Origin of the sequence: Pseudomonas fluorescens (assembly GCF_000802965.1) — a bacterium.
Taxonomy (GTDB): Bacteria; Pseudomonadota; Gammaproteobacteria; order Pseudomonadales; family Pseudomonadaceae; genus Aquipseudomonas; species Aquipseudomonas fluorescens_A.
The window spans coordinates 25,408-50,405 of record NZ_JSAK01000005.1; the positions used below are offsets into that span (position 1 = coordinate 25,408).

Consider the following 24,998-nt stretch of genomic DNA (forward strand, 5'->3'; position numbering starts at 1 on the left):
CTTCAATCATTTAAAAGCTGAGCTTGATAATGGATTTATTCCAGGCAATGACCGTTTACGTAAGAGTCGTGGAAGCCGGCAGCATGACCGCCGCCGCGCAGCAGTGCGAAATGTCCACGACCATGGTCGGCAATCACCTCAAAGCGTTGGAGCAGCGCTTGGGTGTGCGCCTGCTCAACCGTACGACTCGGCGTCAACGCTTGACGGAATTTGGCACCGCGTATTACCAGCGCTGCCTCGAAGTGCTAGGGCTGGTGGCGGACTCCGAACGTCTCGCGGAACAGGCGCTCGACGAGCCTAGCGGCACCCTGCGAATCACTGCCCCGCTGACCTTCGGCACCGAACGCCTGGCGCCCGCATTGAGTGAGTTCAGCCTGCACAATCCGCGGGTCAAACTCGACGTGGTGCTGACCAATCGCCGTCCGGACCTGATGGATCATGGCTTTGACGTGGCGTTCCGCCTCGGTGCACTCGAGCCTTCGAACCTGATCGCCCGCCCGCTGATCGACTACACCCTGACCATGTGCGCCTCCAGGGAGTATCTGGCGCGCCGGGGCACCCCACAAAAGCCAGAGGACCTGCAACACCATGATTGCCTGGCGTTTGCCTACCCTGCCGGCGATGACTGGCAGTCCGTGGAAAAACAATGGCGCCTGAGCGGCCCGGAAGGCGAAGTCGTGGTGGCGGTTAGCGGTCCGATGCTGATCAACAGCTCGGCGGGGCTGCATCAGGCCGCGCGCACCGGCATGGGCATTGTGATGGTGCCGGATGCGCTGGTGGAGCAGGATCTGAAGGATGGAAAACTGGTGGCGCTGATGCAGAGCTATCGACTTCCGAGCCGGCCGATGCACCTGGTGTACGCCCAGGATCGTTACCGTTTGCCGAAACTGCGTCGTTTCGTCGACTTCGCCGTGCAGATGTGGGGCAAGCACTAGCGGGGCCGAGGCGCCATGCACTAATCTCCACGACAGGCAGGTCATTTTGATATCAGGACGCCAGGGAGAGCAGCGATGGGTGAGGCATCGAACATCGAACCGTTGAAGTTCAACGTGTCGGACATGAACGACGACATGCTGCACACCATCCTGGAATTGGTCAGCGACGGTATTTGGGACTGGAATGCCAATACCGGTTTCGTTTATCGAAACCCTCGCTGGTACGAAATGCTCGGTTACACCCCGCACTCCCTGGACAACAATGTGTTCACCTGGGAAAGCGTGATCCATCCCGACGATTACCCGCACGTCATGGCGCAGTTCGATGCCTACCTGACGCATCGTGCGCCTGCCTATCAGGCCGAATATCGCTGCCGCATGCAGGACGGCAATTACACCTGGATCGAAGATCGCGGCTACGTGCTGGCGCGCAATACCGATGGCTCGGTGGCACGGATGGTTGGCGCGCACCGCAGCATCGAAGACAAGAAGCGTCTGCTGGAAGAACTCGAACGACGCAATCAGTCCCTTGAAGCCATCGTTGAAGAACGCACCCGTGAATTGTCCCGGGTCAATCAGCAACTGCAGGTTCAACTTGAAGAGAACCGCAAACTGGCGGAAACCGATGTACTGACATCGGTCGCCAATCGCTATCGCCTGGAAAAAGTCCTGCCCCAGGCATGTGAGCGCGCTCAACGCTTTCGACAGCCGCTCGCGCTGATCGCTATGGACATTGACGACTTCAAGACCATCAACGATCACTACGGCCATGCACTCGGTGATGCTGCATTGGTGCAGGTGGTCGAAAGCGTCAAGCGCTGCGTGCGCGAAGGCGATCTACTCGCCCGTTGGGGCGGTGACGAGTTCATCGTGATCCTGCCCGATACCTCACTGGCCGATGCCAGGCTTGTCGCCGAGAAAATCCGCCACGGACTTGGCAGCTTGCCGCCAGTGGGGGACTTCCAGGTCACCATGAGTTTCGGCGTTGTCCAGCGCTTTGAAGATGAGCAGCAGACAGGCCTCATGGCCCGGGCTGACCAAGCCCTCTATCGGTCGAAGATTTCCGGCAAGAATGTCATTACGGGATGAGGTCCATAACCGCTCATCCCTTCCACTTACATCCCCGCCTTCACCAACACCGGTTTTTCCTGATAACGCTGCGGATACAACTGCTTGAGCTGGGCCACCTTCGGTAGATCGTTGATCACGATGTAGGGATAGGTCGGATGCTCAGTCAGAAAGTCCTGATGCTCTTCTTCCGCCGGATAGAAACCGTTGTAGGTTTCCAGTTTGGTCACAATGGGTTTGTCGAACGAACGGGCACTGTCCAGCTGGGCAATGTAAGCCTGCGCGACGCGTTGCTGCTCCGGACTCTGCACAAATATCGCCGAGCGATACTGCGTGCCGTGGTCTGGCCCCTGACGATTGAGTTCGGTCGGGTTATGCGCCACTGAAAAGTAGATTTGCAGCAGGCTGCCGTAGCTGACCTGGGCTGGATCGAAGGTGACTTCGACGGCTTCAGCATGCCCGGTATCGCCATTGCTGACTCGCTCATACTGCGCGGTGTTGGCGGCACCGCCCGCGTAGCCGGAAACGGCTTTCTTCACACCTTTGACGTGCTGGAACACACCTTGAACACCCCAGAAACAACCACCGGCGAAGACCACGGTTTCGCTGTGGGCCTGGGTGATTTCGTCAATGCTTGGCGGTGGGATGACGACTGCATCCTCAGCGCCGAAAGAGAAGGCCTGGCATTGGCCCATGACGCCGGCGGCTGCCAACCCTAACAACGTGCGGCGCCAGGTGAACAAAGCTTTCATGAGACGGACTCCTAAGTCATTTCAATCGCGATCAACCGGGTTTCGGGATCACGCCGGTTTGAACGTCATCGCCAGACCGTTCATGCAGTAGCGCAGACCAGTGGGTTTGGGCCCGTCATCGAAGACATGCCCCAGATGACCGCCACAGCGCCGGCAATGAACCTCTTCGCGCAGCACGCCGAAAGAGCGGTCCTGCCGGGTGGCAACAGCCTTTTCCAGCGGTGCCCAGAAACTGGGCCAGCCCGTACGGCTGTCGAACTTGGTGCCTGAGGAAAACAACGGTAAATCGCAACCGGCACAGGCGAACGTGCCGTCACGGTGCTCATTGTTCAGCGCGCTGCTATAGGCCCGTTCGGTGCCCTCCTCACGGAGGATTTCATATTGCTCGGCGCTCAGGATCGAGTGCCATTCGCTGTCGCTGTGGGTCACTTCGAATACCTGCGCCGCGCGGGCATCGCTGATCAGCGCAGAGCCCATGGAAAATTTTGGCAATACACCGATCGCCAGGGCTGCAACCCCCAGCCCGCCGCTCGCCAACAGAAATTGCCGTCGTGAAACCATGCTCGTCTCCGAAAATTCCAGGTGCCAGTCTTGGAACACAGCCTAGGCTTGGGTTGATCGCCAAATCCTCACGGAAAGTTAAATAATTCGTGATAACTCAGGCCCCGAAAAACCCGCACAATGCGCTCATTGCGCCGAAGGATTGAGCTGGATGGAACAGACCAAACGTGTCCTCGTGGTTGAGGACGACCTGCATATCGCCGACCTTATCTGCCTGCATCTGCGTGATGAGCAGTTCGAGGTAGTGCACTGCGCCGACGGCACTGAAGGTATGCGTCTGCTGCAGCAAGGAAGCTGGGATGCACTCATTCTCGACCTGATGCTGCCGGGTGTCGACGGCCTGGAAATCTGCCGCCGCGCCAGGGCCATGGCCCGCTACACACCGATCATCATTACCAGTGCGCGCTCCAGCGAAGTGCACCGGATCCTGGGGCTGGAACTGGGCGCCGACGATTACCTGGCCAAGCCATTTTCCATGCTCGAACTGGTAGCCCGCGTCAAAGCACTGCTGCGCCGGGTCGACGCCATGGCCCGCAACCTGAAAATGGACGCCGGCGGCTTGAACATCGACGGCCTGGCCATCGATCCGATTACCCGCGAAGTGTCTCTGGAGGGGCGTCGCCTTGATCTAACGCCGAGGGAGTTCGACCTGCTGCACTTCTTCGCTCGTCAGCCGGGCAAGGTGTTTTCGCGCATGGACCTGCTCAACGCCGTGTGGGGTTACAGCCACGAGGGCTACGAACACACGGTCAACACACACATCAACCGCCTGCGCGCGAAGATCGAGACTGATCCGGCGCAGCCGGCACGCATTCTCACGGTGTGGGGGCGCGGCTACAAATTCGCCTCCAGTCAGGAGCCGCCACCATGAGGCTGACCCTCACTCAACGCCTGTCGCTGGTGTTCGCCGTGTTGCTGCTGGTGTGCTGCGGCACGTCGGCCTGGATGCAAGTGCGCTCCAACCAGATGCATGAACAGGAAGTGGTGCAAGGGTTGTCCCGGGATCTGGCGCAACACATCGCCCGTGACACGGTGCTGATGGACAGCAAAGGCCTGATGCCCGATGCCGTGCGCGACCTGTTCAGCAAGCTGATGCTGGTCAATCCCAGTGTCGAGGTCTATCTGCTGGACACCGAGGGCAAGATTGTCGGCAGCGCCGCACCCGAGGGGCGGATACGTCGGGAGCGGGTCGACCTGGCGCCGATCCAGCGCCTGCTCAAGGGCGATGCGCTGCCGATTCCCGGCGACGATCCGCGCAGCAATGATGGGCTCAAGGTCTTCAGCGCCGCGCCGCTCAAGGTCGACGGCAAACCGGCAGGCTATCTCTATGTGGTGTTGCTCGGCGAAGACCACGACCGCATTGCTGAACGCGGCGCCACCAGTGCAGCGCTCAATACCGCCCTGATGTCCATCGCACTGGTGGCGCTGCTGTGCCTGATCGCCGGTCTCACGGCGTTTGCCCTGATCACCCGGCCATTGCGACGCCTGACCGAAACCGTCAGCCGGTTCGACATTGACGGCGTCCCCGTCTCGGTACCGTCAACGGCTCCGATGGATAAAGCCGCCAGCCACGATGAAATTGCCATCCTCGATGCCACCTTCCGGCAGATGCAGGCGCGCCTCGGTGAACAATGGCGCTCGTTGACCCGCCAGGATCAGGAGCGCCGCGAGCTGGTGGCGAACATTTCCCACGACCTGCGTACACCGCTGGCTTCGCTGCACGGTTACCTGGAAACCCTCTCGCTCAAGGACGCCACGCTGTCCCCCGCCGACCGCCGCCGCTACCTCGGCATCGCACTGGACCAGAGCCGCAAGGTCGGCGGTCTGGCGCAGTCGCTGCTGGAGCTGGTGCGGTTGGAGCACGGTTTCGTGCAACCGGTGCTGGAGCGTTTTTCCCTGACCGATCTGACGCAGGACATCTTCCAGAAATTCGAACTGACCGCCGAGGCACGTCAGGTCGAGCTGAAGGCCACGTTCGCGCCCAACGTTTCTGCCGCTTGTGCCGACCTGGGATTGATCGAACGGGTGCTGACCAACCTGTTCGACAACGCCCTGCGCCATACCCCACCCGGTGGGGAAATTGAACTCGGCTTGCGCCCGCAAGGATCGTTTATTGAAGTGACCGTCAGCGACACCGGTCCCGGTATAGCCCCGGAGCTGCGCGAAGGTTTGTTCCTGCGGCCATTCAACATTGGTGGCGCACGACGTGATGGCGGGCTGGGACTGCGGATTGTGCATCGCATCCTGCAATTGCATGGGCGCGAGATTCAATTGATCGATGTTCCAGGGCGCGGGGCGACTTTTCGCTTTTCACTGCCGGTGGATGAAGCAACCGCATCCGCGTTGGCAGAGCGCTCGATGAACCTGAATACACCGGGGTAAACCTGAGCTCCTGCACGGCTTTGTCTGTTGGGCCGTGACAACGCCGCCCCGGTCCAATAGATTAGGCGACCTGAAAAGGCCCCCGTGCTTTCTCGCCTCAATTCAAGTTAAAGAAGTAGTGAAATTTCAATGTCCGATTCCAACACCGCTGAATCCGTAGTCACCTTGTCGTCCAAAGCGGAATACGAAAACTCCATCAATCTTTCACAACACGTGCCACAGGCGAAAACCATCAGCGAGATGGTTCTGGACGCCTTCCAGTCCACCCGCGAAAGCGACCAGATCCGCGAACTGCGCGCCGCCATTCGCCAGGCCCACGACAGCTTCGACGACGACAAAGCCTACGAGCTGATGGGCGAACTCAAGCAGTTGAAGGACGCCGAGGCTGCCGACATTGCCGCCCTGGAAGACCTGAGCAGCAAGTTTTCGATCAACCGCATTCTTTCCAGCTTCAAGGACGATCCAGCCTTTCAGGAAATCGTCTACGGGCTGGCGCTGAAGGTGTTGAACCAGACTCACCAGGCCATCAGCAACCCAAGCAGCGGCAAGAGCAAAGCAGCACGGGCCAAGAAGGACGTCGAGGTGTTCACCATCAGCAAGGACGGCGTCAGCGTCACCTTGCCAATGCGAACCCCGCGCTCGCGCTTGAACGTTGACCGTGAAGCGCTGGAATTCCTCGGTTTCACCTTCGTCGGTGAAGGCGATGAAGCCGAGCTGGAAGGCGAAACGTTCCTCGACAATGCCGGTGCGGAACAGGCCGTCAACCGCAAGAACATCATCACCGCACTGCAACAGCAGACCGCGTTCGACGGTTACAGCATCGCCGCGCAGTAAGCATTGAGCCAAACCTGGCCAATAAAAAGCCCCGCTCTTCACTGGAAGGCGGGACTTTTTTCTTTGGCTTGTCTAATGAGCAATCAGCGCAGGTTTTCTTCGCCGATGTATTAATAAGACTCGAGTACATCCACATTTGAATCATTATCCAAAAGGCACTAGATCGCGCAGAATTACGTCTCCATAAGTGTTGCGGGGAAAGACAATGGTTGAACCTATCCGCGTATCGACAACATTCACTTTCAAGAAAAAGTATGGCCAGGCGGCTACTCGAACCTTAGGGACATTAGAATCGTTGCGATATATGCGATCGGCCTCGAGCATAGGCGAACACCAAGGCCCAGGTTCGATACTGGTAGTACGAATATCGTCGTACTTCTGCGGTATTAATCGGAGCCCTTGAGAAAAGACCGGGTATAGAAAAACAATGGCGAGGTCCGGCAGATACTTTCTGTACTTCCTGATTCGTGCACTTCTCTCGTCCTCACTGGAGGGCCATGGATAAAACATCAAATCTGTCGGTAATACGGAACTGCCCATGACCTCATCGGGTGCAATGCCCATATCCTCCGGCACATCCCCCTCACGGACACCATTTGTGCGAACGGAGAAACCGCGACTGCGCAGCTCGTTCGCCATAGGGTCGGCAATATCAGCCTCTTCAACGATTAGTATTGTTGGCGGGTTAGTTAACATGACTCACTCCAAAGCAAAGCTACCTAGTTGGCGAAGTATGTATACACCCGGCGCGCCTAGCTTAATCACTGTCATAGTTGACAGTTCATTAATTCATTTGGAAATAACGAGACTCTCGACCAACCGTGTCTGCTATAAGCTGATCGACGCCCTGCAATGGATTTCCATCAACAGCGGGGTCAATCTGGCATTTAGAGGCAACACCCGCGTAGAAGTATTCGTCATCGACATGGAAAAGCCCCGCCCTGAGGTTCAGCGCGGGGCTTTTTGATGCCTGAATTTTAATCGGCAGGAGCGTTACAGCGCTGTCGGCCGCAATGCCGCGATCATGTCGACTTCGATGGCCGCATTTTTCGGCAATTGATAGACGCCGACCGTGGTGCGCGTGTGTTTACCGGCATCTCCCAACACATGACTGAAGACATCCGACGCGCCGTTGGCCACTTCACTCAGGTCGACAAAATCCCCGGTGGATCTGACGTAAACCGTGACCCGCAGTAGCGACTTGATTTTGTCCAGCGAACCCACGGCATCGACGATCAACGCCAATCCGCGCAGTGCACTGATGCTGGCGGCTTTTTGCGCATCTGCCAGCGACAACTCCTGCCCTACCCGGCCCGGGTACTGAATCTCGCCATTCATCCGCGGTACCAGGCCGCTGATGTAGAGCTCATCGTGATGCCGAATCAGCGGAGCGTAATGCCCGCCAGCGGTATTCTCGCCGTAGATGTCGTAGCCAAGCTCTTTGGCCAGCGCGATGAAGCGTTCATCGCAAGTCTTGTGTCCAGTCATCTGCGCCCCTTGATCGATCATTGGATCCAATGGCTTGACAGATTAGTTCAGATTTACAAGATAAGGTATTCCCCTGTAGGAACTGCCGCACGCTGCGATCTTTTGATCTTAAAAAAACAAGATCAAAAGATCACAGCCTGCGGCAGTTCCTACAGGGTTCGGCGTTGTACTAGCCACTAAAAACCGCCAACAAAAAGCCCCGCTCTTCTCTCGAAGGCGGGGCTTTTCGTTTTTGCATCTGAAGCTTAAGGCGCGTACGTCAGCAGCAACTCGGTTGGCACTTTGAAGTCCAGGGACATCATCACGCTCAACGCGGTAATGGTGAAGATCGAGAACACGAACAGCTTGCGTGCCCAGACCGTGTCATCCACTGCCTTGTAGCCGGTCCAGGCCATGTACAACCAGTACATGCCCATGGCCGCGGCGACGGCGAGGTAGCTCATGCCGGCGTAGCCGCTGAAGGTCAGCATCAAGGTCGCCACGAGGAAGGCCAGGATGTAGATCAGGATGTGCTTCTTGGCCACCTGGATTCCTCGCTTCACTGGCAGCACCGGAATCGATGCGGCCAGGTAATCGTTGAAGCGGAAGATCGCGATGGCGTAGGAATGCGGCATCTGCCACAGGCTGAACATCACCAGCAGGGTCAGCGCAGCCATGTCGAAAGTGTTGCTGACGGCGACGTAACCGATCACCGGCGGCATCGCGCCCGACAGGCTGCCCACCAGCGTGCCGTGAACCGACTTGCGCTTGAGGTACAGGCTGTAGAAGCCGACGTAGATCACGAAGCCGATCACGGCGAACAAAGCGGCCAACGGGTTGGCCACCTTGTACAACAACGCAACGCCGAGAACACCCAGGACGGTCGCATAGATCAGGGCCAGTTTCAGGGAGATGAGGCCCTGGACCAGCACCCGGTTCTTGGTGCGTTCCATCTTGATGTCGATGTCGCGGTCGATGCAGTTGTTGAACACGCAACCGGAGGCGACGACCAGGGACGTGCCGATCATGGCGGCCAGGAAAATGGCCAGATCGACATGCCCTTTGGAGGCCAGGAAAAATCCGCCTGCCACAGAAAGCACGTTACCGAAAATGATCCCCGGTTTGGTGATTTGGATAAAGTGCTTGAAGGACATGCGGACTTACCTCACTTCGCCATCATGAACGTGTGGATGCTGAACATGATCCACAGCGACAGGCCAACCAGCAGGACGATCACGATCGCGGCGAAGACAAATGCAATCACGTTGTTACGCTGCGCGGCCGAACGGTCCAGGTGCAGGAAGTACACCAGGTGCACCAGCACCTGGATGATCGCGAAGGCCAGAACGATCAACAGGGTGATCGACTTCGGCAGCGTCGGGTACATCACCAGACCGAATGGAATCAGGGTCAGGATCACCGACAGCACGAAGCCAATGACGTAGGACTTGACGCTGCCGTGACCGGCGTCGTCGTGGCCATTGTGGGAATGAGCTGCGTTAGCCATTTACATAGTCCCCATCAGATAAACAACCGTGAATACGCAGATCCACACCACGTCCAGGAAGTGCCAGAACAGGCTCAGGCAGCTCAGACGGGTCTTGTTGGTCGCCGTCAGGCCGTTTTTCTGCACCTGGTACATCATGATCGCCATCCAGATCAGACCGCTGGTCACGTGCAGACCGTGGGTGCCGACCAGGGTGAAGAACCCGGACAGGAAGCCGGAACGGCTAGGGCCGTAGCCTTCGGAGATCAGCAGGTGGAACTCGTTGATCTCCATGCCGATGAAGCCCAGGCCGAACAGGAAGGTCATGCCCAACCAGCCCAGGACTTGCTTCTTGTTGCCACGGAAGAACGCCAGCATGGCGAAGCCGTAGGTGATCGAACTGAACAGCAGCAGAGCGGTTTCGCCCAGTACGTATGGCAGTTCGAAGATGTCGTGGCCCGACGGGCCACCCGCTACGTTGTTAACCAGTACCGCGTACACCGCGAAGATCGACGCAAACAGAATGCAGTCGGTCATCAGGTAGAGCCAGAAACCGAATACGGTCATCTCGCCCGAGTCGTGGTGGTGGTCATCATGCCCATGTCCATCGACATGGGTGTGTCCAGCATTGGTCACTAAGTTCGACATGGTTTAAGCCTGTTCCAACGAGGTTTCAACACGGGTGGCGGTGGCTGGGACTTTCCCGGCCGCTACCAGACGCTTGTGCTGCTCGGCTTCGATGCGCTCGATCACGTCGACCGGCACCATATAGCCTTGATCATCACGGGCCGCGTGGATCACGAAGTAGATCACGGTGCCGGCCAGGCTAGCGATTGCCAGCCACCAGATGTGCCAGATCATCGCGAAACCGAACACGGTCAACAGAGCACCCATGACCACACCGGTGGCGGTGTTGTTTGGCATGTGGATCGGTTCGTACTTGGCCGGAGCCTGGTACGCGGTACCGTTTTCCTTGGCTTCGGTGAACGGATCGATGCAGTCGGCTTTCGGCAACACAGCGAAGTTGTAGAACGGAGGTGGCGACGAGGTCGACCATTCCAAGGTATGGGCATTCCACGGGTCGCCGTGTTCGCACATGTTCTCTGGCTTCTTGCGGTCACGCACACTCACGTAGAGCTGGATCAGCTGGCAAGCGATACCGACAGCGATCATCACCGCACCGAACATGGCGACGTACAGGTACGGCACCCACTCAGGGTTGGTGGTGGCGTTCAGACGACGGGTCATGCCCATGAAGCCCAGTGCATAGAGCGGCATGAACGCGACGAAGAAGCCCGAGATCCAGAACCAGAACGCTGCTTTACCCCAGCCTTCGTGCAGCTTGAAGCCGAACGCTTTCGGGAAGTAGAACGCGAAACCTGCGATGTAGCCGAATACCGCGCCGCCGATGATCACGTTATGGAAGTGCGCGATCACAAACAGGCTGTTGTGCAGAACGAAGTCAGCACCCGGGATGGCCAGCAGTACGCCGGTCATGCCGCCGATGGCGAAGGTCACCATGAAGCCCAGGGTCCAGAGAACCTGGCTGGTGAAGCGCAGACGGCCCTGGTAAATGGTGAACAGCCAGTTGAATAGCTTCACACCCGTCGGGATGGAAATCAGCATCGTCGCCAGACCGAAGAAGGCGTTGACGCTGGCACCGGAACCCATGGTGAAGAAGTGGTGCAGCCAAACCATGAAGCCCAGGATCGAGATCGCGCCCGATGCGTAGATCATCGAGTGGTGGCCGAACAGTTTCTTGCCGGTGAAGGCCGAGATGACTTCCGAGAAAATGCCGAACGCCGGCAGGATCAGGATGTACACCTCAGGGTGACCCCACGCCCAGAACAGGTTGACGTACATCATTGGATTGCCACCAAGTTCATTGGTGAAAATGTGGAAATCCATGTAACGGTCAAGCGTCAGCAGTGCCAGGGTAGCGGTCAGGATCGGGAACGAAGCCACGATCAGGACGTTGGCCCAGGTGCAGGTCCAGGTGAAGATCGGCATGTCCATCAGCTTCATGCCAGGGGTACGCATTTTCAGCACGGTGGCCAGGAAGTTGACCCCCGTCAGCGTCGTACCTAACCCGGATAGCTGTAGCGCCCAGATGTAGTAATCCATCCCCACGCCCGGGCTGTATTGCAGGCCCGACAGCGGCGGATAGGCAACCCAACCGGTCTTGGCGAATTCGCCGACGCCCAGGGACAGGTTGATCAGCACTACGCCGGAAACCAGCAGCCAGAAGCTCAGGGAGTTCAGGAACGGGTAGGCAACGTCTCGCGCGCCGATCTGCAGCGGCACTGCAAGGTTCATCAGGCCGGTGAAGAATGGCATCGCCATGAAGATGATCATGATCACACCGTGAGCGGTGAAGATCTGGTCATAGTGTTCAGGTGGCAGGTAGCCAGGCGAACCCTCGGTGGCCATGGCCAGCTGGGTACGCATCATGATGGCGTCGGCAAAGCCGCGCAGCAGCATGACCATGGCGACGATGATGTACATCACGCCGATTTTCTTGTGGTCGACCGACGTCAGCCACTCGGTCCACAGATAGGTCCACTTCTTGAAATAAGTGATACCTGCAAACAGTGCCAGACCACCCAGCGCGATCATGGCGATGGTCACCATCACGATCGGCTCGTGGAACGGGACCGCTTCCCAACTTAATTTACCAAACATCGTTTACTCCTCTGCCCCGGCAGCTGAATGCGAGTCCATGTCCGTAGCGGCCACTTCTTTCTCTTTCTTCTCGTGCTTCACTTTCGGGCCTGGTTTCATGCCTTCGTACTTGTCGACGATGGTCTGGAACAGGTTCGGTGTGACCGAGGAGTAGAGCTCGACTGGGTTGTTCTGGCTCTGCTTGGCAAGGGCTGCGTATTCAGCTTGTTCAAGCTGTTTAGGTGCCTTTTTGACTTCACTGACCCAGGCGTCGAAATCTTCCTGGGAAGTTGCGATCGCTTTGAATTTCATACCGGTGAAACCGGCGCCGCTGTAGTTGGCGGAGATACCGTCCATCTCGGCGTTCTCGTTGGCGATCAGGTGCAGTCTGGTCTGCATGCCCGCCATCGCGTAGATCTGGCCGCCCAGCGCAGGGATGAAGAACGAGTTCATCACGGCGTCGGAAGTGATCCGGAAATTGATCGGGGTGTGCGCCGGGAACACGATCTTGTTGACCGTGGCGATGCCTTGTTCCGGGTAGATGAACAGCCATTTCCAGTCCAGCGCGACCACTTCGATGGTCACCGGCTTGACGTCGGATTCCAGCGGCTTGTATGGGTCCAGAGCGTGGGTCGACTTGTAGGTGACGTAACCCAGGGCAATGATGATCAGAATTGGAACGGCCCACACCGCGATCTCGATCTTGGTGGAGTGGTTCCATTTCGGGGTGTAGGTGGCGTTGGTGTTGGACGCGCGGTATTTCCAGGCGAACAGGAACGTCATGACGATGACCGGAATCACGACCAACAGCATCAGCAGCGTTGCGGTGATGATCAGGTTTCGCTCGTCCAGACCGACCTGGCCCTTGGGATTGAGCAAGGTCATGTTGCAGCCTGACAGCAACAACGTGCCGATCAGCGGCAATAAGCCTAGTAGTCTGGGGTACCTGTTTTTACTCATCTCACGACCTCTAAAGCAGCTTGCGCAATGCAGTTGGGTTTTGATCGCCAACACTTCACCCTGCCAAGGGTTGGCATTTTTCTTGGATTGAATAAGGGCTGGCCCGTCGTGCGTCAGACGCGTTTCGACAAATCCTGGGCTAGCGTTGAGTTCTTATTCGAATTCGTGGTCAAAGGCCTTGTTACAGACCAATTCCATTTGGTGCGGATAGTTGGAGGCACCGACACCAGGGGGTCGCATGAAGCCACCCGGCCTCTCGACACCCGGTTTCTGCTCATGCAACTGAGTGAGAGCGAGCAGAGTCGGGAATTCAGTGCGGGCGATTGTAGATATGTAGCGTTTTATAAACCATGTCTTATCCCGAAATAATTTTTATCCGAACTGGCAACAATGCTTACCGATTTTCGCAAAAGTGGCGCATCTTATCGAAATCGATTCTCAACAAAAACACCAAAAATAGTAGGCCTACCATCCGCAATTCAGACAGCATCGAAGGCTCGACAGCCGTCCCCCACCCGGCCCAAGCCCCGATATGACAAGGGCTCTGGCAAATTGCCAACACCTGTTAAAACTGCCTGCTCCAGCCTTGCAAGTGAAATGCTGCGCACCGCTAAACCTGACCAATTTCTTCCCATGACGTTGTGCCAATCCCGTCTTTGGAAACTCGGTGCGACACCAAAGATGTGACAACATGTCGCACACGTGTCGCACCCCTTCGCTGTCGCACATCACGTTCTTTTTACCTCGGCACTGAAATGAAAAAACGCCCCGCTCCTCTTATCGAGGATCGGGGCGTTTATGTGCACGGCAGCAGTACGGCAAATAGCTTCAGCGCAGCGCTTTGCGATTACGCACAGTGAGCAGCGGCACCAGCACCACAACCAATACGAAGGCCACCAGCGCCCATTGCGCCAGGGACAAACCGAGGATCGGCGGGTATGGCGTCGAGCAGAATCCATCGACCTGGAAACCCAGCGGGAAGATCTTCGCCAGCGGCAGGCCATCGACAATCGGTTGCAGCACATCGATGCCGCAACTCACTGCCGGGTAGAACTGCGTGTAGACGTGATGCCCGGCCACGCCGACGCCTGCCAGCGCGCAGATCACCACCAGGGTTTCAAACACTGTGATGCTGCGGCGGGTGCGCATGGCCGCGCCGATGAAGGCGAAAATCGCGATCAACAACAAGGCATAACGTTGCAGGATGCACAGCGGGCACGGCGCCTCGCCCAGGACGATTTGCATGTACAGGGCGCCGCCGATCAGTGCCAGGCAGATGACGCCCAGCAACACCAGATAGCGTCGTTCACGCCCCAACCGCATTGTTTCCTCGCTCATCGCGTTTCCCTTCAAGATATCGATTGCCCGCCAGTCTACACGCTGGCCCTGACGTTTGAGAGCCTGGCGCGTATCGGCGGGTGTCGGAGGGAATAGACGACAAGACGGTTAAGAAGGGATTAACTTTTAAAACAGAAAGATCAAAAGATCGCAGCCTCCGGCAGCTCCTACAGGGGGATGGATTGCATCCTGTAGGAGCTGCCGAAGGCTGCGATCTTTTATGTAGTGTTACTCCAGCGCCGCCGCCGGCCCGAAGAACTCGTAACGGCTTTGCTTCTCTGGCACACCCAAGGCTTTGAGGTGACGCTTGATCGCCGCCATGAAGCCTTTAGGCCCCAGGAAGTAAGCATCAACATCGCGCTCTGCCGGCAACCATTCGCCCAATTGCTCCTGGCTCAACAGACCAACCTTGTGCGCCGCCGGGCTGACACCGTCATCTTCGGCATAACAGTAGAAGCGCTTGAGTTGCGGGTGACGCTCGGCCAAGCCGTCGATCCAGTCGCGGAAGGCGTGAACGCTGCCGTTGCGGGCGCAGTGGATAAAGTGCACCGGGCGCTCGGTTTCCAGCGCCGCTTCGAGCATCGCCAAGGTCGGGGTGATGCCGACGCCGCCACTGATCAGCACCAGCGGTTTTTCGCTGGCGGTCAGGGTGAACTCGCCCGATGGCGGAAACAGCTGGATGCTCGAACCTACGTGCAACTCGTCGTGCAGGTGATTGGAGGCGCGACCGCCCGCTTCACGTTTGACGCTGATGCGGTACTGGCCCTTGTTGGCCAAGGCCGACAGCGAGTAGTTACGACGAATTTCTTCGCCATCGAGGATCAGTTTCATGCCGATGTACTGGCCTGGCTCTGCCGCCAGAATTGGACCTTTGTCAGCCGGTTCGAAGTAGAACGAGGTGATTTCCGCGCTTTCCTCGACCTTGGCCGCGACGATGAATTCCCGCGCCCCGCGCCAGCCGCCGGGTGCTTGTTCTTTCTGGTCGTAGATGCTTTTTTCGGCGCCGATCAGAATGTCCGCCAGTTGACCATAAGCTGCACCCCACGCCGCGATGACTTCCGGGGTGGCGATTTCTTCGCCCAACACTTCGGCGATGGCACGCAGCAGGCAAGTGCCGACAATCGGGTAATGCTCCGGCAGAATCTGCAGGGCGACGTGTTTGTTGATGATCTTGGCCACCAGGTCGCCCAACTGGTCGAGCTGGTCGATGTGGCGCGCATACATCAGTACGCCGTTGGCCAGGGCACGTGGTTGGTCACCCGTGGCCTGGTGAGCCTGGTTGAACAGCGGGCGAACTTGCGGATACTCGGAGAGCATCATGCGGTAGAAGTGAGTGATCAGGGCTTCGCCACCGCTTTCCAGCAGCGGCACAGTGGATTTGACGATGGCACGGTCTTGGACGCTAAGCATAAAGTGACTCCTGAGCAACGAGGGTTTCTTAACTATTGCCCTATGCTTATCAGGTTCCGTGCCAGTTTTAATATTGTTATAAATCAATAACTTAAAACACAGATAGTCATATCGACACAGGCTGCTTTATAGTCACACCGACTACATGGAGTCACTATGACTGCAAAATCCCTGCTCACAGCTCTGTTGCCACTGGTCTCCGACCTGTCCCGCGAACTCCCCGAGGGCGAGCGCTACCGGCGTCTGCTGGAAGCCATGCGCGCCCTGCTCCCCTGCGATGCCGCCGCCCTGCTGCGCCTCGACGGCGAATGGCTGGTGCCGCTGGCCGTCGACGGGTTGAGTACCGACACCCTCGGACGACGTTTCAAAGTCAGTGAACACCCGCGTTTCGAGGCGCTACTCAGCAGCACAGGCCCGACCCGTTTCGCCGCCGACAGCGACATGCCCGATCCTTATGACGGCTTGGTCGATGGCCTGGATGACCATCTGGAAGTCCACGACTGCATGGGTTGCCCTCTGTTTATAGATGAGCGTCCATGGGGCCTTTTAACCCTCGATGCCCTGGATCCGGAGCAGTTCGAGCCGATCGAACTGGATGCCCTGGAAGCCTTCGCCAGCCTCGCCGCCGCCACTGTTAATGCCGCCGAGCGCATCGAACGCCTGAACAATCGCGTCGAAGACGAGCATCAGCGTGCCGAGGTCTACCGCCAGGCCAGCGGTCAGCAGAACCGCGAAATGATCGGCCAGAGCAAGGCGCACAAACGCCTGGTGGAAGAAATCAATCTGGTGGGCGGCAGCGACCTGACCGTGTTGATCACCGGGGAAACCGGGGTCGGCAAGGAACTGGTGGCCCAGGCCATCCACGCCGCTTCGCCCCGCGCCGACAAGCCGATCATCAGCCTCAATTGCGCCGCGTTACCGGACACGCTGGTGGAGAGCGAGCTATTCGGTCATGTGCGCGGCGCCTTCACCGGGGCGATGAATGATCGACGCGGCAAGTTTGAGCTGGCCAATGGCGGCACGCTGTTTCTCGATGAAGTGGGTGAACTGTCGCTGACAGTGCAGGCCAAATTGTTGCGTGTCCTGCAGAGCGGCCAACTGCAGCGCCTGGGTTCGGACAAGGAGCATCAGGTCGACGTACGACTGATCGCCGCGACCAACCGAGACCTGGCCGAGGAAGTGCGCAGCGGCCGTTACCGCGCCGACTTCTATCACCGCCTCAGCGTTTATCCGTTATTGGTGCCGGCCCTGCGTGATCGCGGGCGGGATGTGCTGTTGCTCAGCGGCTACTTTCTGGAGCAGAACCGTTCGCGCATGGGCCTCAACAGCCTGCGCCTGAACGCCGACGCCCAGGCTGCGCTGTTGAGTTACGACTGGCCCGGCAACGTCCGGGAACTGGAACACTTGATCGGCCGCAGCGCCCTCAAGGCGCTGGGCAATTGCAAGGAACGCCCGAAGATTCTCAGCTTGAGTGCCGCCGACCTCGATCTGCCCAACGGCAGCATCGAAGTCACCGCCGAACAACCGACCGCCGCCGCAATGGCATTGGTAACAGGTGATTTGCGCGAGGCGACCGAAAACTATCAGCGCCACTTGATCGGTGCGTGCCTGGAACGGCACCACAACAACTGGGCGAGCGCGGCCCGTGAGCTAGGCTTGGACCGGGCGAATCTTGGGCGGATGGCCAAGCGATTGGGGATGAAGTAAGAAAAGATCGCAGCCTTCGGCAGCTCCTACAGAGAAACGCGATCCCTGTAGGAGCTGCCGCAAGCTGCGATCTTTTGATCTGCCTTGGATCCCTGCATGGTGTGAATCGCTTTTCGTAGGAGCCGGCTTGCTGGCGATGGCGCCTTTGAAAACGCCATCGCCAGCAAGCCGGCTCCTACTGGTTCGGTTGTCGATGGGTAATTGACCTAAAGCCTGCCCCCGACAAGTCGATAACCCGGCATTGATAGCTGTTGGCGATCCTTGCGGTCGACCATCACCTTTTTCCATAGAAGGTTTTTATGTCCTCCACCAAAGCCCGCGCAGATTCACTTTCGCTTCTGCTGTTCACCTTGCGCAGTGGCAAGTTGATGGCGATCAACCTGCTCAAGGTCAGTGAAATCATCCCCTGCCCGCCGCTGACCAAACTCCCGGAGTCGCACCCTCACGTCAAAGGCATCGCCACGTTGCGCGGAACCTCCTTGTCGGTGATCGACCTCAGCCGCGCCATCGGCGAGCGTCCTCTGGAAGACCCGAACGGTGGCTGCCTGATCGTCACCGATGTCAGTCGCTCCAAGCAGGGCTTGCACGTTCAAGCGGTCAGCAAGATCGTCCACTGCCTGACCACCGACATCCGCCCGCCGCCCTTCGGCTCGGGCGGCGGGCGCTCGTACATCACCGGCGTGACGTCGGTCGATGGCACGCTGGTGCAAGTGCTGGACATCGAAAAAGTCATCCACGGCATCGCCCCGGCGCAGATTGAAACGGCCCCGACCGAACTCAGCATGGAAGATGCCGAAATACTGGGCAGCGCGCGAATTCTGGTGGTCGATGACAGCCAGGTCGCCCTGCAACAATCGGTGCACACCCTGCGCAATCTCGGCCTGCAATGCCACACCGCGCGCAGCGCCAAGGAAGCCATCGATTGCCTGCTGGATCTGCAAGGTACGGCCCAGCAGATCAACCTGATCGTCTCCGATATCGAAATGTCCGAGATGGATGGCTACGCCTTCACTCGTACCCTGCGCGAAACCCCGGACTTCGCGCACCTCTATGTGTTGCTGCACACCTCTCTGGACAGCGCAATGAACAGCGAAAAGGCCCGCCTGGCCGGCGCGAACGCGGTGCTGACCAAATTCTCTTCGCCCGAGCTGACCCAGTGCCTGATCACAGCAGCCAAAGCTGTGACCGAACAAGGATACTGAGTTGGCCGCGGACTTTTGCTTTCTGATGCGGCGCAACCTGGCTGAGGTTGTGCCGCCAATCACTTGGCCAACCGGCATTCAATTGTCCGAATACCGACCTGAACTTGCGGCTTCGGTGCACCACCTGATGGAAATGGGTTACCGGGAGGGCGGCGGTCGGGTATCGGAGCTGGATGTCTGGCAGCAGCGTTTTGAAACCGATCCGGAGTACGATCCTGGCCTGTGCTTCATCGCCCTGGATGCCGAAGGCATCGTTGCCGTGTGTCAGTGCTGGACCAGTGCCTACATCAAGAACCTGGTGGTGCATCCTCGCGCCCAAGGGCAAGGCCTGGGACGCGCTCTGCTGTTGAATGCATTCAGGTTGTTTCAACAACGCCGGGAAGGATATGTGGATTTGAAGGTGCTGGAGGACAACGAGCGGGCGCGGCGATTGTATGAAAGTGTCGGGATGTATGTAGTCCGCCGGGAGCTGGTTCCGACCCGCTAAAAGATCGCAGCCTTCGGCAGCTCCTACGTTGGAATGCATTCTCCTGTAGGCGCTACCGAAGGATGCGATCTTGGCGATGGCCCTCAGAAAATATCCCCTGAGGCATACTCCAACCTTGGCCATTACCCTCCAAGGATGCCTGATCAATGAAAGCCGCAACCCTTACCTTCCTTTGCCTCATCGCCCCCCTGGCCCACGCCTCCAGCCCCGACGCCTGGGCCGCCTACGACAAAACCGTGCTCGCCAGTTGCACCAAGGCCAGTGGCCTGAAGAATGTGAAACCCGTTGGCGACGCCGCTCAGTTCGATGACCGGGTCGGTTACACCGCACTCCTGCTGCAAGGGCAGTACCCGCAAAAACACATGAAAGGCCAGCAAGGCACCGAGCTGTGCCTCTACAACAAGAAAAGCAAAACCGCTTTTATCACCGAGTGGGACTCCATCCGCCCAACTGCCAAGGCGCAATGACTGGCGCATAAGTTGCTTCAACAGCCACCTTCGCGGTGGAATTCTGTCGCCGTTTAATGCCTTTGAAAGCGACTGACTGCTCAATGAATACAAGGTTTTCCTGCGTTGGCTGTGGCAAATGCTGCAATGATCACCATGTGCCCCTGACCCTGCCTGAAGTCCGGATGTGGGCGGCCGATGGTGGCCAGGTGATCGTGCTGGTGGAGGGTTTTCTGGGCACCGGACTGGGGCTGCCGGCACAACAACGAGAACATGCGCTACGCCGTTCGGCGCGGGTTCGCAGCGCCAATGCGGATGCCTACGTCGCTATCACCTTTGCCGCCTACAACGTCGGTGCCTGTCGGAATCTTGACGAAGACAACCTCTGCCGCATCTACGAACGCCGCCCCCTGGTGTGCCGCATTTACCCGATGGAAATCAATCCGCACATCCCCCTCAACCCGGACATCAAGGAATGCCCGTCAGAGTCGTGGGAAAAAGGACCGGAGCTGATTGTTGGCGGCGAGCTAGTGGACCGGGAACTGTCGGAGCTGATCCAGCGCTCGCGTCAAGCGGATCGCGATGATATTCAAGCGAAGGTGGCGATTTGCGCGTCGCTGGGGATTCGGACGACGGCGCTGAAGGGCGATGGGTTTACCGCTTATCTGCCGGATATGAGCAAGTTTGCCAAGATCATCGACGACTTGGCCGGGCAGCCATTACCGCAGTGGGACAACGAATGGCTGTTCCATGTCTCGGGTGGCGATATCGCTGGGCAGTTACTTGCAGCCGGCGCGCAAGTGGCGACGGATGTGCCGGTGAACTACGCGTTTATTTCGTTGCGGGCGGTTTGAGCCCGAGGGATTTATCGCCTGTGATGGCTTCATCGCGGGCAAGCCCGGCTCCTACAAGGGTTCGTCGGTGAGCACAGATGTTGTGTACAACCACGATCCCCTGTGGGAGCGGGCTTGCCCGCGATGACGGCAGCACCATCACCGCACAATTTGAACTTTAGCGCTTACCCATCGAACGACGAGTCCCCGGAGGCGCCATACCCGGGGTCTTGGTGTGGCCGTTCTTGGCGCCGTTCTTGTACCACGGCTGATTGGAGTTCTTGCCAGCGGCCAGTTCGCCCGGTTTGAACGGGAACTTGAATGCCGGGATTTCGGCTTTGGTTTCGCTGTCGGCGCTGGAGTCGACGCTGTCTGGCAGCTCTGCCTGCTCGTCGCTCAAGGTGTCGGCGACCGGCGGTTGTTTCGGGGAAGTCATGAAAGCTCCGGGTGATACGTAAAGTGTCGGGCCCGGTCAGCGAGCCACGAAAGGCGGACAGTATAGCGGAACGGCAGCTACAAGCTTCAAGCAGCAAGCTTCTGGTTAAAAGCGATGAGGGACGGCTTTTAACTTGCAGCTTGCCGCTTGAAGCTAGTAGCTTGCTAAGTAATCTCCACCGCCCGACGAGCCCTGCCTCCCATGAAAAAGACTGTCCTCGCCTTCAGCCGCGTCACGCCTGAAATGGTCGAACGCCTGCAACAAGACTTCGACGTCATCGTGCCGAATCCGAAAAACGGTGACATCAGCGCCCAGTTCAACGAAGCCTTGCCCCACGCGCACGGCTTGATCGGCGTCGGCCGCAAACTCGGCCGTGCGCAACTGGAGAACGCATCCAATCTGGAAGTGGTGTCGAGCGTTTCGGTGGGCTACGACAACTATGACGTCGCGTACCTCAGTGAACGCGGAATCATGCTGACCAACACGCCCGATGTGCTCACCGAAAGCACCGCCGACCTGGCCTTCGCCTTGCTGATGAGCAGCGCCCGACGTGTGGCCGAACTCGACGCCTGGACCAAGGCGGGTCAATGGCAAGCCACCGTTGGTGCGCCATTGTTCGGTAGCGATGTGCACGGGAAAACCCTGGGCATCGTCGGCATGGGCAACATCGGTGCGGCGATTGCCCGTCGCGGTCGCCTGGGTTTCAACATGCCGATCATCTACAGCGGCAACAGCCGCAAGACTGCACTGGAACAGGAGTTGGGTGCGCAGTTCCGCAGCCTGGATCAACTGTTGGCCGAAGCCGATTTCGTCTGCCTGGTGGTGCCACTCAGCGAAAAAACCAAACACCTGATCAGCCATCGCGAACTGGCGTTGATGAAGCCCAGTGCCATTCTGGTGAACATTGCCCGAGGCCCGGTGGTAGACGAACCAGCGCTGATCGAAGCACTGCAAAACAACCGAATTCGCGGCGCTGGCCTGGACGTTTACGAAAAGGAACCGCTGGCCGAGTCTCCATTGTTCCAACTGAAAAACGCCGTGACCTTGCCACACATCGGTTCGGCCACCCATGAAACTCGCGACGCAATGGCAAACCGTGCCCTTGCCAACTTGCGAAGTGCCTTGCTGGGTCAACGACCGCAGGATCTGGTCAATCCGCAAGTCTGGAAAGGCTAAAATAAAAACGGGCAGGCGTTATATACGCCTGCCCGTTAACCAAGAATCCATCCTTACCAAATTTTATATACCCCCTACATACCTTGCAACTCAGTTCAGCACCTGACAAACAACCCGCGATATAAACTCTCCAGACTAATCACTCCGATATTAATCGGCTTTGGAGAACAACACGTTGAACAAACTTACTACCAGCCAGGCCATCAAGATCAGTAAGGCCAGCATAATGTTGTTTATCAGTTTCTTCGGCATATTGATGATGTACAGCAACGTTACCGATTACGCTACCAACTATGAGTATCTGGCTCACATCCTGAGCATGGACACGACACGCGACGGTCATAAATACGCTCATCGCGCAATCAACTCGCCAATGATGCATCATCGCATCTACTGGCTCATCATTACACTTGAAGTCATGTTTACAGTATTTTGCACAATGGGAACCATCCAACTATTCAAGAACATGAACACTAACGCGACAGCGTTCCACGAAGCCAAAAAATTCGCGATCATTGGATTATTGATTGCGCTATTTCTCTATTACGTCTGCTTTCAAGTTATCGGGATTGAATGGTTCAACATGGACGAATCGCTACAGTGGAGTTACAAGGATTGGGCCAGACATATAGTCGGCTTCATGTTGCCTGCACTGATATATCTGGCGATCAGGATCGAAAACTGAAGGCGAACACTTTCGACCCTGACGCGGTTTCAAGCCAGCTTGCCAGTACCTGCCACTATGGGTGCCTTGGGCTTACGAAACACCAGCACGTTCCCCATCATCACCAGTACCAGCCCCACCAGCGCCGGAGCAGTCCACTGATAGCCCTCGGCAAACGCCGACACATTGAGCGCCACCACCGGGAACAACACGGTGCAGTAGGCGGCACGCTCCGGCCCCATGCGCCCGACGAGGGTCAGGTAGGCGGTAAAACCGATGACTGAGCCCGGGATGACCAGATACAGCAGTGAGCCGATGTAGCGGGCATTCCATTCCATGTCGAACGGAATCCCTTTGACCAGGCACCACACCGACAGCATTGCCGCGCCGTAGGCCATGCCCCAGGCGTTGGTCGTCAGCGGCTTGAGCCCGGCTTTCTGTTGCAGGCTCGAGAGCATGTTGCCCGCCGAGAAACACAAGGTGCCGAGCAACGCCAGGCCCAGACCGAGCAGGGTTTCCGGGCTGGCCGTGTGGCCCGCGAGTTCAGGCCAGAACAGCAGACCCAAGCCCGACAGGCCCAACGCGCCGCCCATCAGCACATTGCGGGCGATTTTCTGGCCGAAGAATACCCGCGCATTGAGCGCGTTCCACAGGGTCGCGGTGGAGAACAACACGGCCACCAAACCGCTGGGAATCCACTGGCTGGCCGTCAGGAAACACATGAAGTTGATGCAGAACAGGCACAAACCTTGCGCCAGGCAGATCAGATGTCCGCGACGGTTCATCACTTGCAGCTTGCGGCTGAGCAGCAACATCACGAACAGCACCAGCGCGGCGAGGCCGAAGCGATAAACGATCGACACCGGAATCGCCACCACACCCAGTTGCCATTTCAGGGCGATCCAGGTGGTGCCCCAGATCAGCACGGTCAGCAGGTACAAAGAAAGGTTCATGGCAAGGGCTCCCAAAATGAGGCATGGCAGATTGCTTTTGTAGCGAGCGAGCTTGCTCGCGTTGGGCTGCGCTGCGGCCCTTTTGTGAGCGCTACGCACTCAAGCGGGAGCAAGCTCCCTCGCCACAAAGCCCTGCCTGGTCGAGGATTCAGTGTGCTGCGCCAAACGCGCACGCACTTGCATAAACTTGCGCTTTTGTCAGGCGACGGGCTGGCACGCAGAGGTCTACGGAGTAGGATGCAAGGCGTTGGATGCAGGTGTTAGAGAGCAACAATCATGGCCGCACTGGAAACGCTACAAGTCTTTCAAGCCCTTAACCGCTCGCCCAATGCTCGCCTCGAGCACAGCGCCGAGCTTGGTGACGGCTTGTCCGCAGCTTTGTGGAGCAACCATCACGACGCGCAGGATTACGAAGCGCCAAGCCACCATACCCTGTCCTGCTACATCGCCGGCGGCACCGGGACTTTCCGTCGCGACCAGCCCGGCAACAAGGGCGGCCCGGACAAACTGTGCATCCTGCCGGCCGACCATCAGTCCGGCTGGGTGATCAATGGCGACATTCGCCTGGCGCACCTGTATTTCAGCCCCGAACAATTTGCCCTTGGCTGCGTCACGCTGCTCGATCGCGAACCACGAGAAGTGCAGCTACGTGAGCAAACCTTTCTGGATGACCCGCAGCAAGCATCACGCTTCAGGCAGTTGATCAGCCTCAACTGGGACGAGCCGGGTGAGCGTGTGCTGACCAGCAGCCTGGCCCATGAGATGCTCAGCCATGCCTTGCTGAGTCAGGTCAGCAGCCGTCAGGGCCTGCGCCTAAAGGGTGGCCTGGCCGCGCATCAACGAAGGCTGTTGGTGGAGTACATCGACAGCCAATTGGCTGAGGCCATCAGCTTGGGACAATTGGCGGCGTTGTGTTCACTGTCGGAATACCACTTCGCGCGGATGTTCCGGGAGAGCTTCGGCTTGCCGCCGCATCAGTATGTATTGGCGCGGCGTCTGAGCCGGGCGCGGGAGTTGTTGCGCTCGACATCGCAGCCGTTGGGAGAGATTGCGCTGGCCTGCGGGTTTGCCAGTGCCAGTCACTTTACCAATCGGTTCCGGCAGGCGTTGGGTGGGACGCCGGGGGAATATCGGCAGGCGTTTTTGCGCTAGCGCTGAGATTTTCAGTGCCTGCAAGGCCGCCATCGCTGGCAAGCCAGCTCCCACAGGTTTTTGTGTCGACGCAAACCCTGTGGGAGCT

Annotated in this window: 27 protein-coding genes; 14 read left to right on the forward strand and 13 right to left on the reverse strand. The window is 58.1% G+C overall.

All coding sequences use genetic code 11. The features are described 5' to 3' along the window. Positions 1–29: 29 nt before the first annotated feature. Both NL64_RS04780 and NL64_RS04785 read left to right on the forward strand, forming a co-directional pair. Positions 30–935 carry a LysR family transcriptional regulator gene (locus NL64_RS04780; protein WP_034147013.1) on the forward strand — a complete coding sequence of 302 codons (906 nt, stop codon included), beginning with the start codon at positions 30–32 and terminating at the stop codon, positions 933–935. A 75-nt stretch (positions 936–1,010) separates the two neighbouring features. Next, positions 1,011–2,024 carry a sensor domain-containing diguanylate cyclase gene (locus tag NL64_RS04785; protein ID WP_034147014.1) on the forward strand — a complete coding sequence of 338 codons (1,014 nt, stop codon included), beginning with the start codon at positions 1,011–1,013 and terminating at the stop codon, positions 2,022–2,024. A 26-nt stretch (positions 2,025–2,050) separates the two neighbouring features. On the opposite strand, the gene msrA is transcribed toward NL64_RS04785, so the two are convergent. Together msrA and msrB are read right to left on the reverse strand one after the other, a co-directional pair. Next, positions 2,051–2,755: a peptide-methionine (S)-S-oxide reductase MsrA gene (msrA, locus tag NL64_RS04790; RefSeq protein WP_034147015.1), complete on the reverse strand. Its 705-nt coding sequence runs from the start codon at positions 2,753–2,755 to the stop codon at positions 2,051–2,053. Between the two features lie 48 nt (positions 2,756–2,803). Beyond that, a complete protein-coding gene (gene msrB / locus NL64_RS04795) occupies positions 2,804–3,316 on the reverse strand; it encodes a peptide-methionine (R)-S-oxide reductase MsrB (RefSeq protein ID WP_034147016.1) in 513 nt (170 codons plus the stop codon). Positions 3,317–3,467: 151 nt separating this feature from the next. On the opposite strand from msrB, the gene NL64_RS04800 reads away from it, so the two are divergent. The 3 genes from NL64_RS04800 (at position 3,468) to NL64_RS04810 (ending at position 6,532) form a co-directional block, all read left to right on the forward strand. Continuing rightward, entirely contained in the window at positions 3,468–4,187 is a 720-nt protein-coding gene (locus NL64_RS04800; protein ID WP_034147017.1) for a response regulator transcription factor, read from the forward strand. Further along, entirely contained in the window at positions 4,184–5,698 is a 1,515-nt protein-coding gene (locus tag NL64_RS04805) for a sensor histidine kinase (protein ID WP_034147018.1), read from the forward strand. Before NL64_RS04800 ends, NL64_RS04805 begins: the two co-directional genes overlap by 4 nt. Positions 5,699–5,827: 129 nt before the next feature. Beyond that, positions 5,828–6,532 (forward strand): hypothetical protein, encoded by a 705-nt coding sequence (locus NL64_RS04810; RefSeq protein WP_034147019.1) that lies wholly within the window; start codon positions 5,828–5,830, stop codon positions 6,530–6,532. 144 nt (positions 6,533–6,676) lie between these two features. On the opposite strand, the gene NL64_RS04815 is transcribed toward NL64_RS04810, so the two are convergent. Then, positions 6,677–7,228: a hypothetical protein gene (locus NL64_RS04815; protein WP_034147020.1), complete on the reverse strand. Its 552-nt coding sequence runs from the start codon at positions 7,226–7,228 to the stop codon at positions 6,677–6,679. Here NL64_RS04815 and NL64_RS04820 point away from each other — a divergent pair. Next, entirely contained in the window at positions 7,227–7,499 is a 273-nt protein-coding gene (locus tag NL64_RS04820) for a hypothetical protein (RefSeq protein ID WP_155292716.1), read from the forward strand. The two genes, NL64_RS04815 and NL64_RS04820, sit on opposite strands and share 2 nt — an antisense overlap. A gap of 26 nt (positions 7,500–7,525) precedes the next feature. Here NL64_RS04820 and NL64_RS04825 read toward each other — a convergent pair whose 3' ends face one another. The 8 genes from NL64_RS04825 to hmpA all read right to left on the reverse strand — a co-directional run bounded on the left by NL64_RS04825 (position 7,526) and on the right by hmpA (position 15,854). Next, positions 7,526–8,020, reverse strand: a complete 495-nt coding sequence (locus NL64_RS04825) for a RidA family protein (protein ID WP_034147109.1) — start codon at positions 8,018–8,020, stop codon at positions 7,526–7,528. A gap of 245 nt (positions 8,021–8,265) precedes the next feature. Continuing rightward, positions 8,266–9,153 carry a heme o synthase gene (gene cyoE, locus NL64_RS04830; RefSeq protein WP_034147022.1) on the reverse strand — a complete coding sequence of 296 codons (888 nt, stop codon included), beginning with the start codon at positions 9,151–9,153 and terminating at the stop codon, positions 8,266–8,268. Positions 9,154–9,164: 11 nt separating this feature from the next. Then, positions 9,165–9,506: a cytochrome o ubiquinol oxidase subunit IV gene (gene cyoD, locus NL64_RS04835; protein ID WP_034147023.1), complete on the reverse strand. Its 342-nt coding sequence runs from the start codon at positions 9,504–9,506 to the stop codon at positions 9,165–9,167. Continuing rightward, complete coding sequence (locus NL64_RS04840; RefSeq protein WP_034147024.1) at positions 9,507–10,133, reverse strand: cytochrome o ubiquinol oxidase subunit III; 627 nt, start codon at positions 10,131–10,133, stop codon at positions 9,507–9,509. A gap of 3 nt (positions 10,134–10,136) precedes the next feature. Next, a complete protein-coding gene (cyoB, locus tag NL64_RS04845; RefSeq protein ID WP_034147025.1) occupies positions 10,137–12,167 on the reverse strand; it encodes a cytochrome o ubiquinol oxidase subunit I in 2,031 nt (676 codons plus the stop codon). A gap of 3 nt (positions 12,168–12,170) precedes the next feature. After that, positions 12,171–13,106, reverse strand: a complete 936-nt coding sequence (cyoA, locus tag NL64_RS04850; protein ID WP_034147026.1) for a ubiquinol oxidase subunit II — start codon at positions 13,104–13,106, stop codon at positions 12,171–12,173. Positions 13,107–13,934: 828 nt separating this feature from the next. Next, the gene (locus tag NL64_RS04860) at positions 13,935–14,444 is read right to left on the reverse strand and encodes a disulfide bond formation protein B (protein ID WP_034147028.1); all 510 of its coding nucleotides are present in this window, start codon (positions 14,442–14,444) and stop codon (positions 13,935–13,937) included. Positions 14,445–14,672: 228 nt separating this feature from the next. After that, positions 14,673–15,854 (reverse strand): NO-inducible flavohemoprotein, encoded by a 1,182-nt coding sequence (hmpA, locus tag NL64_RS04865; protein ID WP_034147029.1) that lies wholly within the window; start codon positions 15,852–15,854, stop codon positions 14,673–14,675. A 156-nt stretch (positions 15,855–16,010) separates the two neighbouring features. Here hmpA and norR point away from each other — a divergent pair, with 156 nt between their 5' ends. The 5 genes from norR to NL64_RS04890 all read left to right on the forward strand — a co-directional run bounded on the left by norR (position 16,011) and on the right by NL64_RS04890 (position 20,550). After that, a complete protein-coding gene (gene norR, locus NL64_RS04870; protein ID WP_034147030.1) occupies positions 16,011–17,561 on the forward strand; it encodes a nitric oxide reductase transcriptional regulator NorR in 1,551 nt (516 codons plus the stop codon). Positions 17,562–17,860: 299 nt separating this feature from the next. After that, positions 17,861–18,763 (forward strand): chemotaxis protein CheV, encoded by a 903-nt coding sequence (locus tag NL64_RS04875; RefSeq protein WP_034147031.1) that lies wholly within the window; start codon positions 17,861–17,863, stop codon positions 18,761–18,763. Between the two features lie 25 nt (positions 18,764–18,788). Continuing rightward, positions 18,789–19,250: a GNAT family N-acetyltransferase gene (locus NL64_RS04880; RefSeq protein WP_034147110.1), complete on the forward strand. Its 462-nt coding sequence runs from the start codon at positions 18,789–18,791 to the stop codon at positions 19,248–19,250. 146 nt (positions 19,251–19,396) lie between these two features. Beyond that, on the forward strand, positions 19,397–19,717 hold the full coding sequence (locus NL64_RS04885) for a hypothetical protein (RefSeq protein ID WP_034147032.1): 321 nt from the start codon (positions 19,397–19,399) through the stop codon (positions 19,715–19,717). 83 nt (positions 19,718–19,800) lie between these two features. Then, complete coding sequence (locus NL64_RS04890; protein ID WP_034147033.1) at positions 19,801–20,550, forward strand: YkgJ family cysteine cluster protein; 750 nt, start codon at positions 19,801–19,803, stop codon at positions 20,548–20,550. A gap of 157 nt (positions 20,551–20,707) precedes the next feature. Here the strand turns inward: NL64_RS04890 and NL64_RS04895 are convergent, their stop codons facing one another. Continuing rightward, positions 20,708–20,965 (reverse strand): hypothetical protein, encoded by a 258-nt coding sequence (locus NL64_RS04895; protein WP_034147034.1) that lies wholly within the window; start codon positions 20,963–20,965, stop codon positions 20,708–20,710. Positions 20,966–21,166: 201 nt separating this feature from the next. Between NL64_RS04895 and NL64_RS04900 the strand changes: the two genes are divergently transcribed. Continuing rightward, on the forward strand, positions 21,167–22,141 hold the full coding sequence (locus tag NL64_RS04900) for a 2-hydroxyacid dehydrogenase (protein ID WP_034147035.1): 975 nt from the start codon (positions 21,167–21,169) through the stop codon (positions 22,139–22,141). A gap of 175 nt (positions 22,142–22,316) precedes the next feature. Further along, the gene (locus NL64_RS04905; protein ID WP_034147036.1) at positions 22,317–22,826 is read left to right on the forward strand and encodes a DUF2165 domain-containing protein; all 510 of its coding nucleotides are present in this window, start codon (positions 22,317–22,319) and stop codon (positions 22,824–22,826) included. Positions 22,827–22,855: 29 nt separating this feature from the next. Here the strand turns inward: NL64_RS04905 and NL64_RS04910 are convergent, their stop codons facing one another. Next, on the reverse strand, positions 22,856–23,758 hold the full coding sequence (locus tag NL64_RS04910; RefSeq protein WP_034147037.1) for a DMT family transporter: 903 nt from the start codon (positions 23,756–23,758) through the stop codon (positions 22,856–22,858). Positions 23,759–24,034: 276 nt separating this feature from the next. Between NL64_RS04910 and NL64_RS04915 the strand changes: the two genes are divergently transcribed. Beyond that, complete coding sequence (locus NL64_RS04915) at positions 24,035–24,910, forward strand: helix-turn-helix domain-containing protein (protein WP_034147038.1); 876 nt, start codon at positions 24,035–24,037, stop codon at positions 24,908–24,910. Positions 24,911–24,998: the final 88 nt, after the last annotated feature.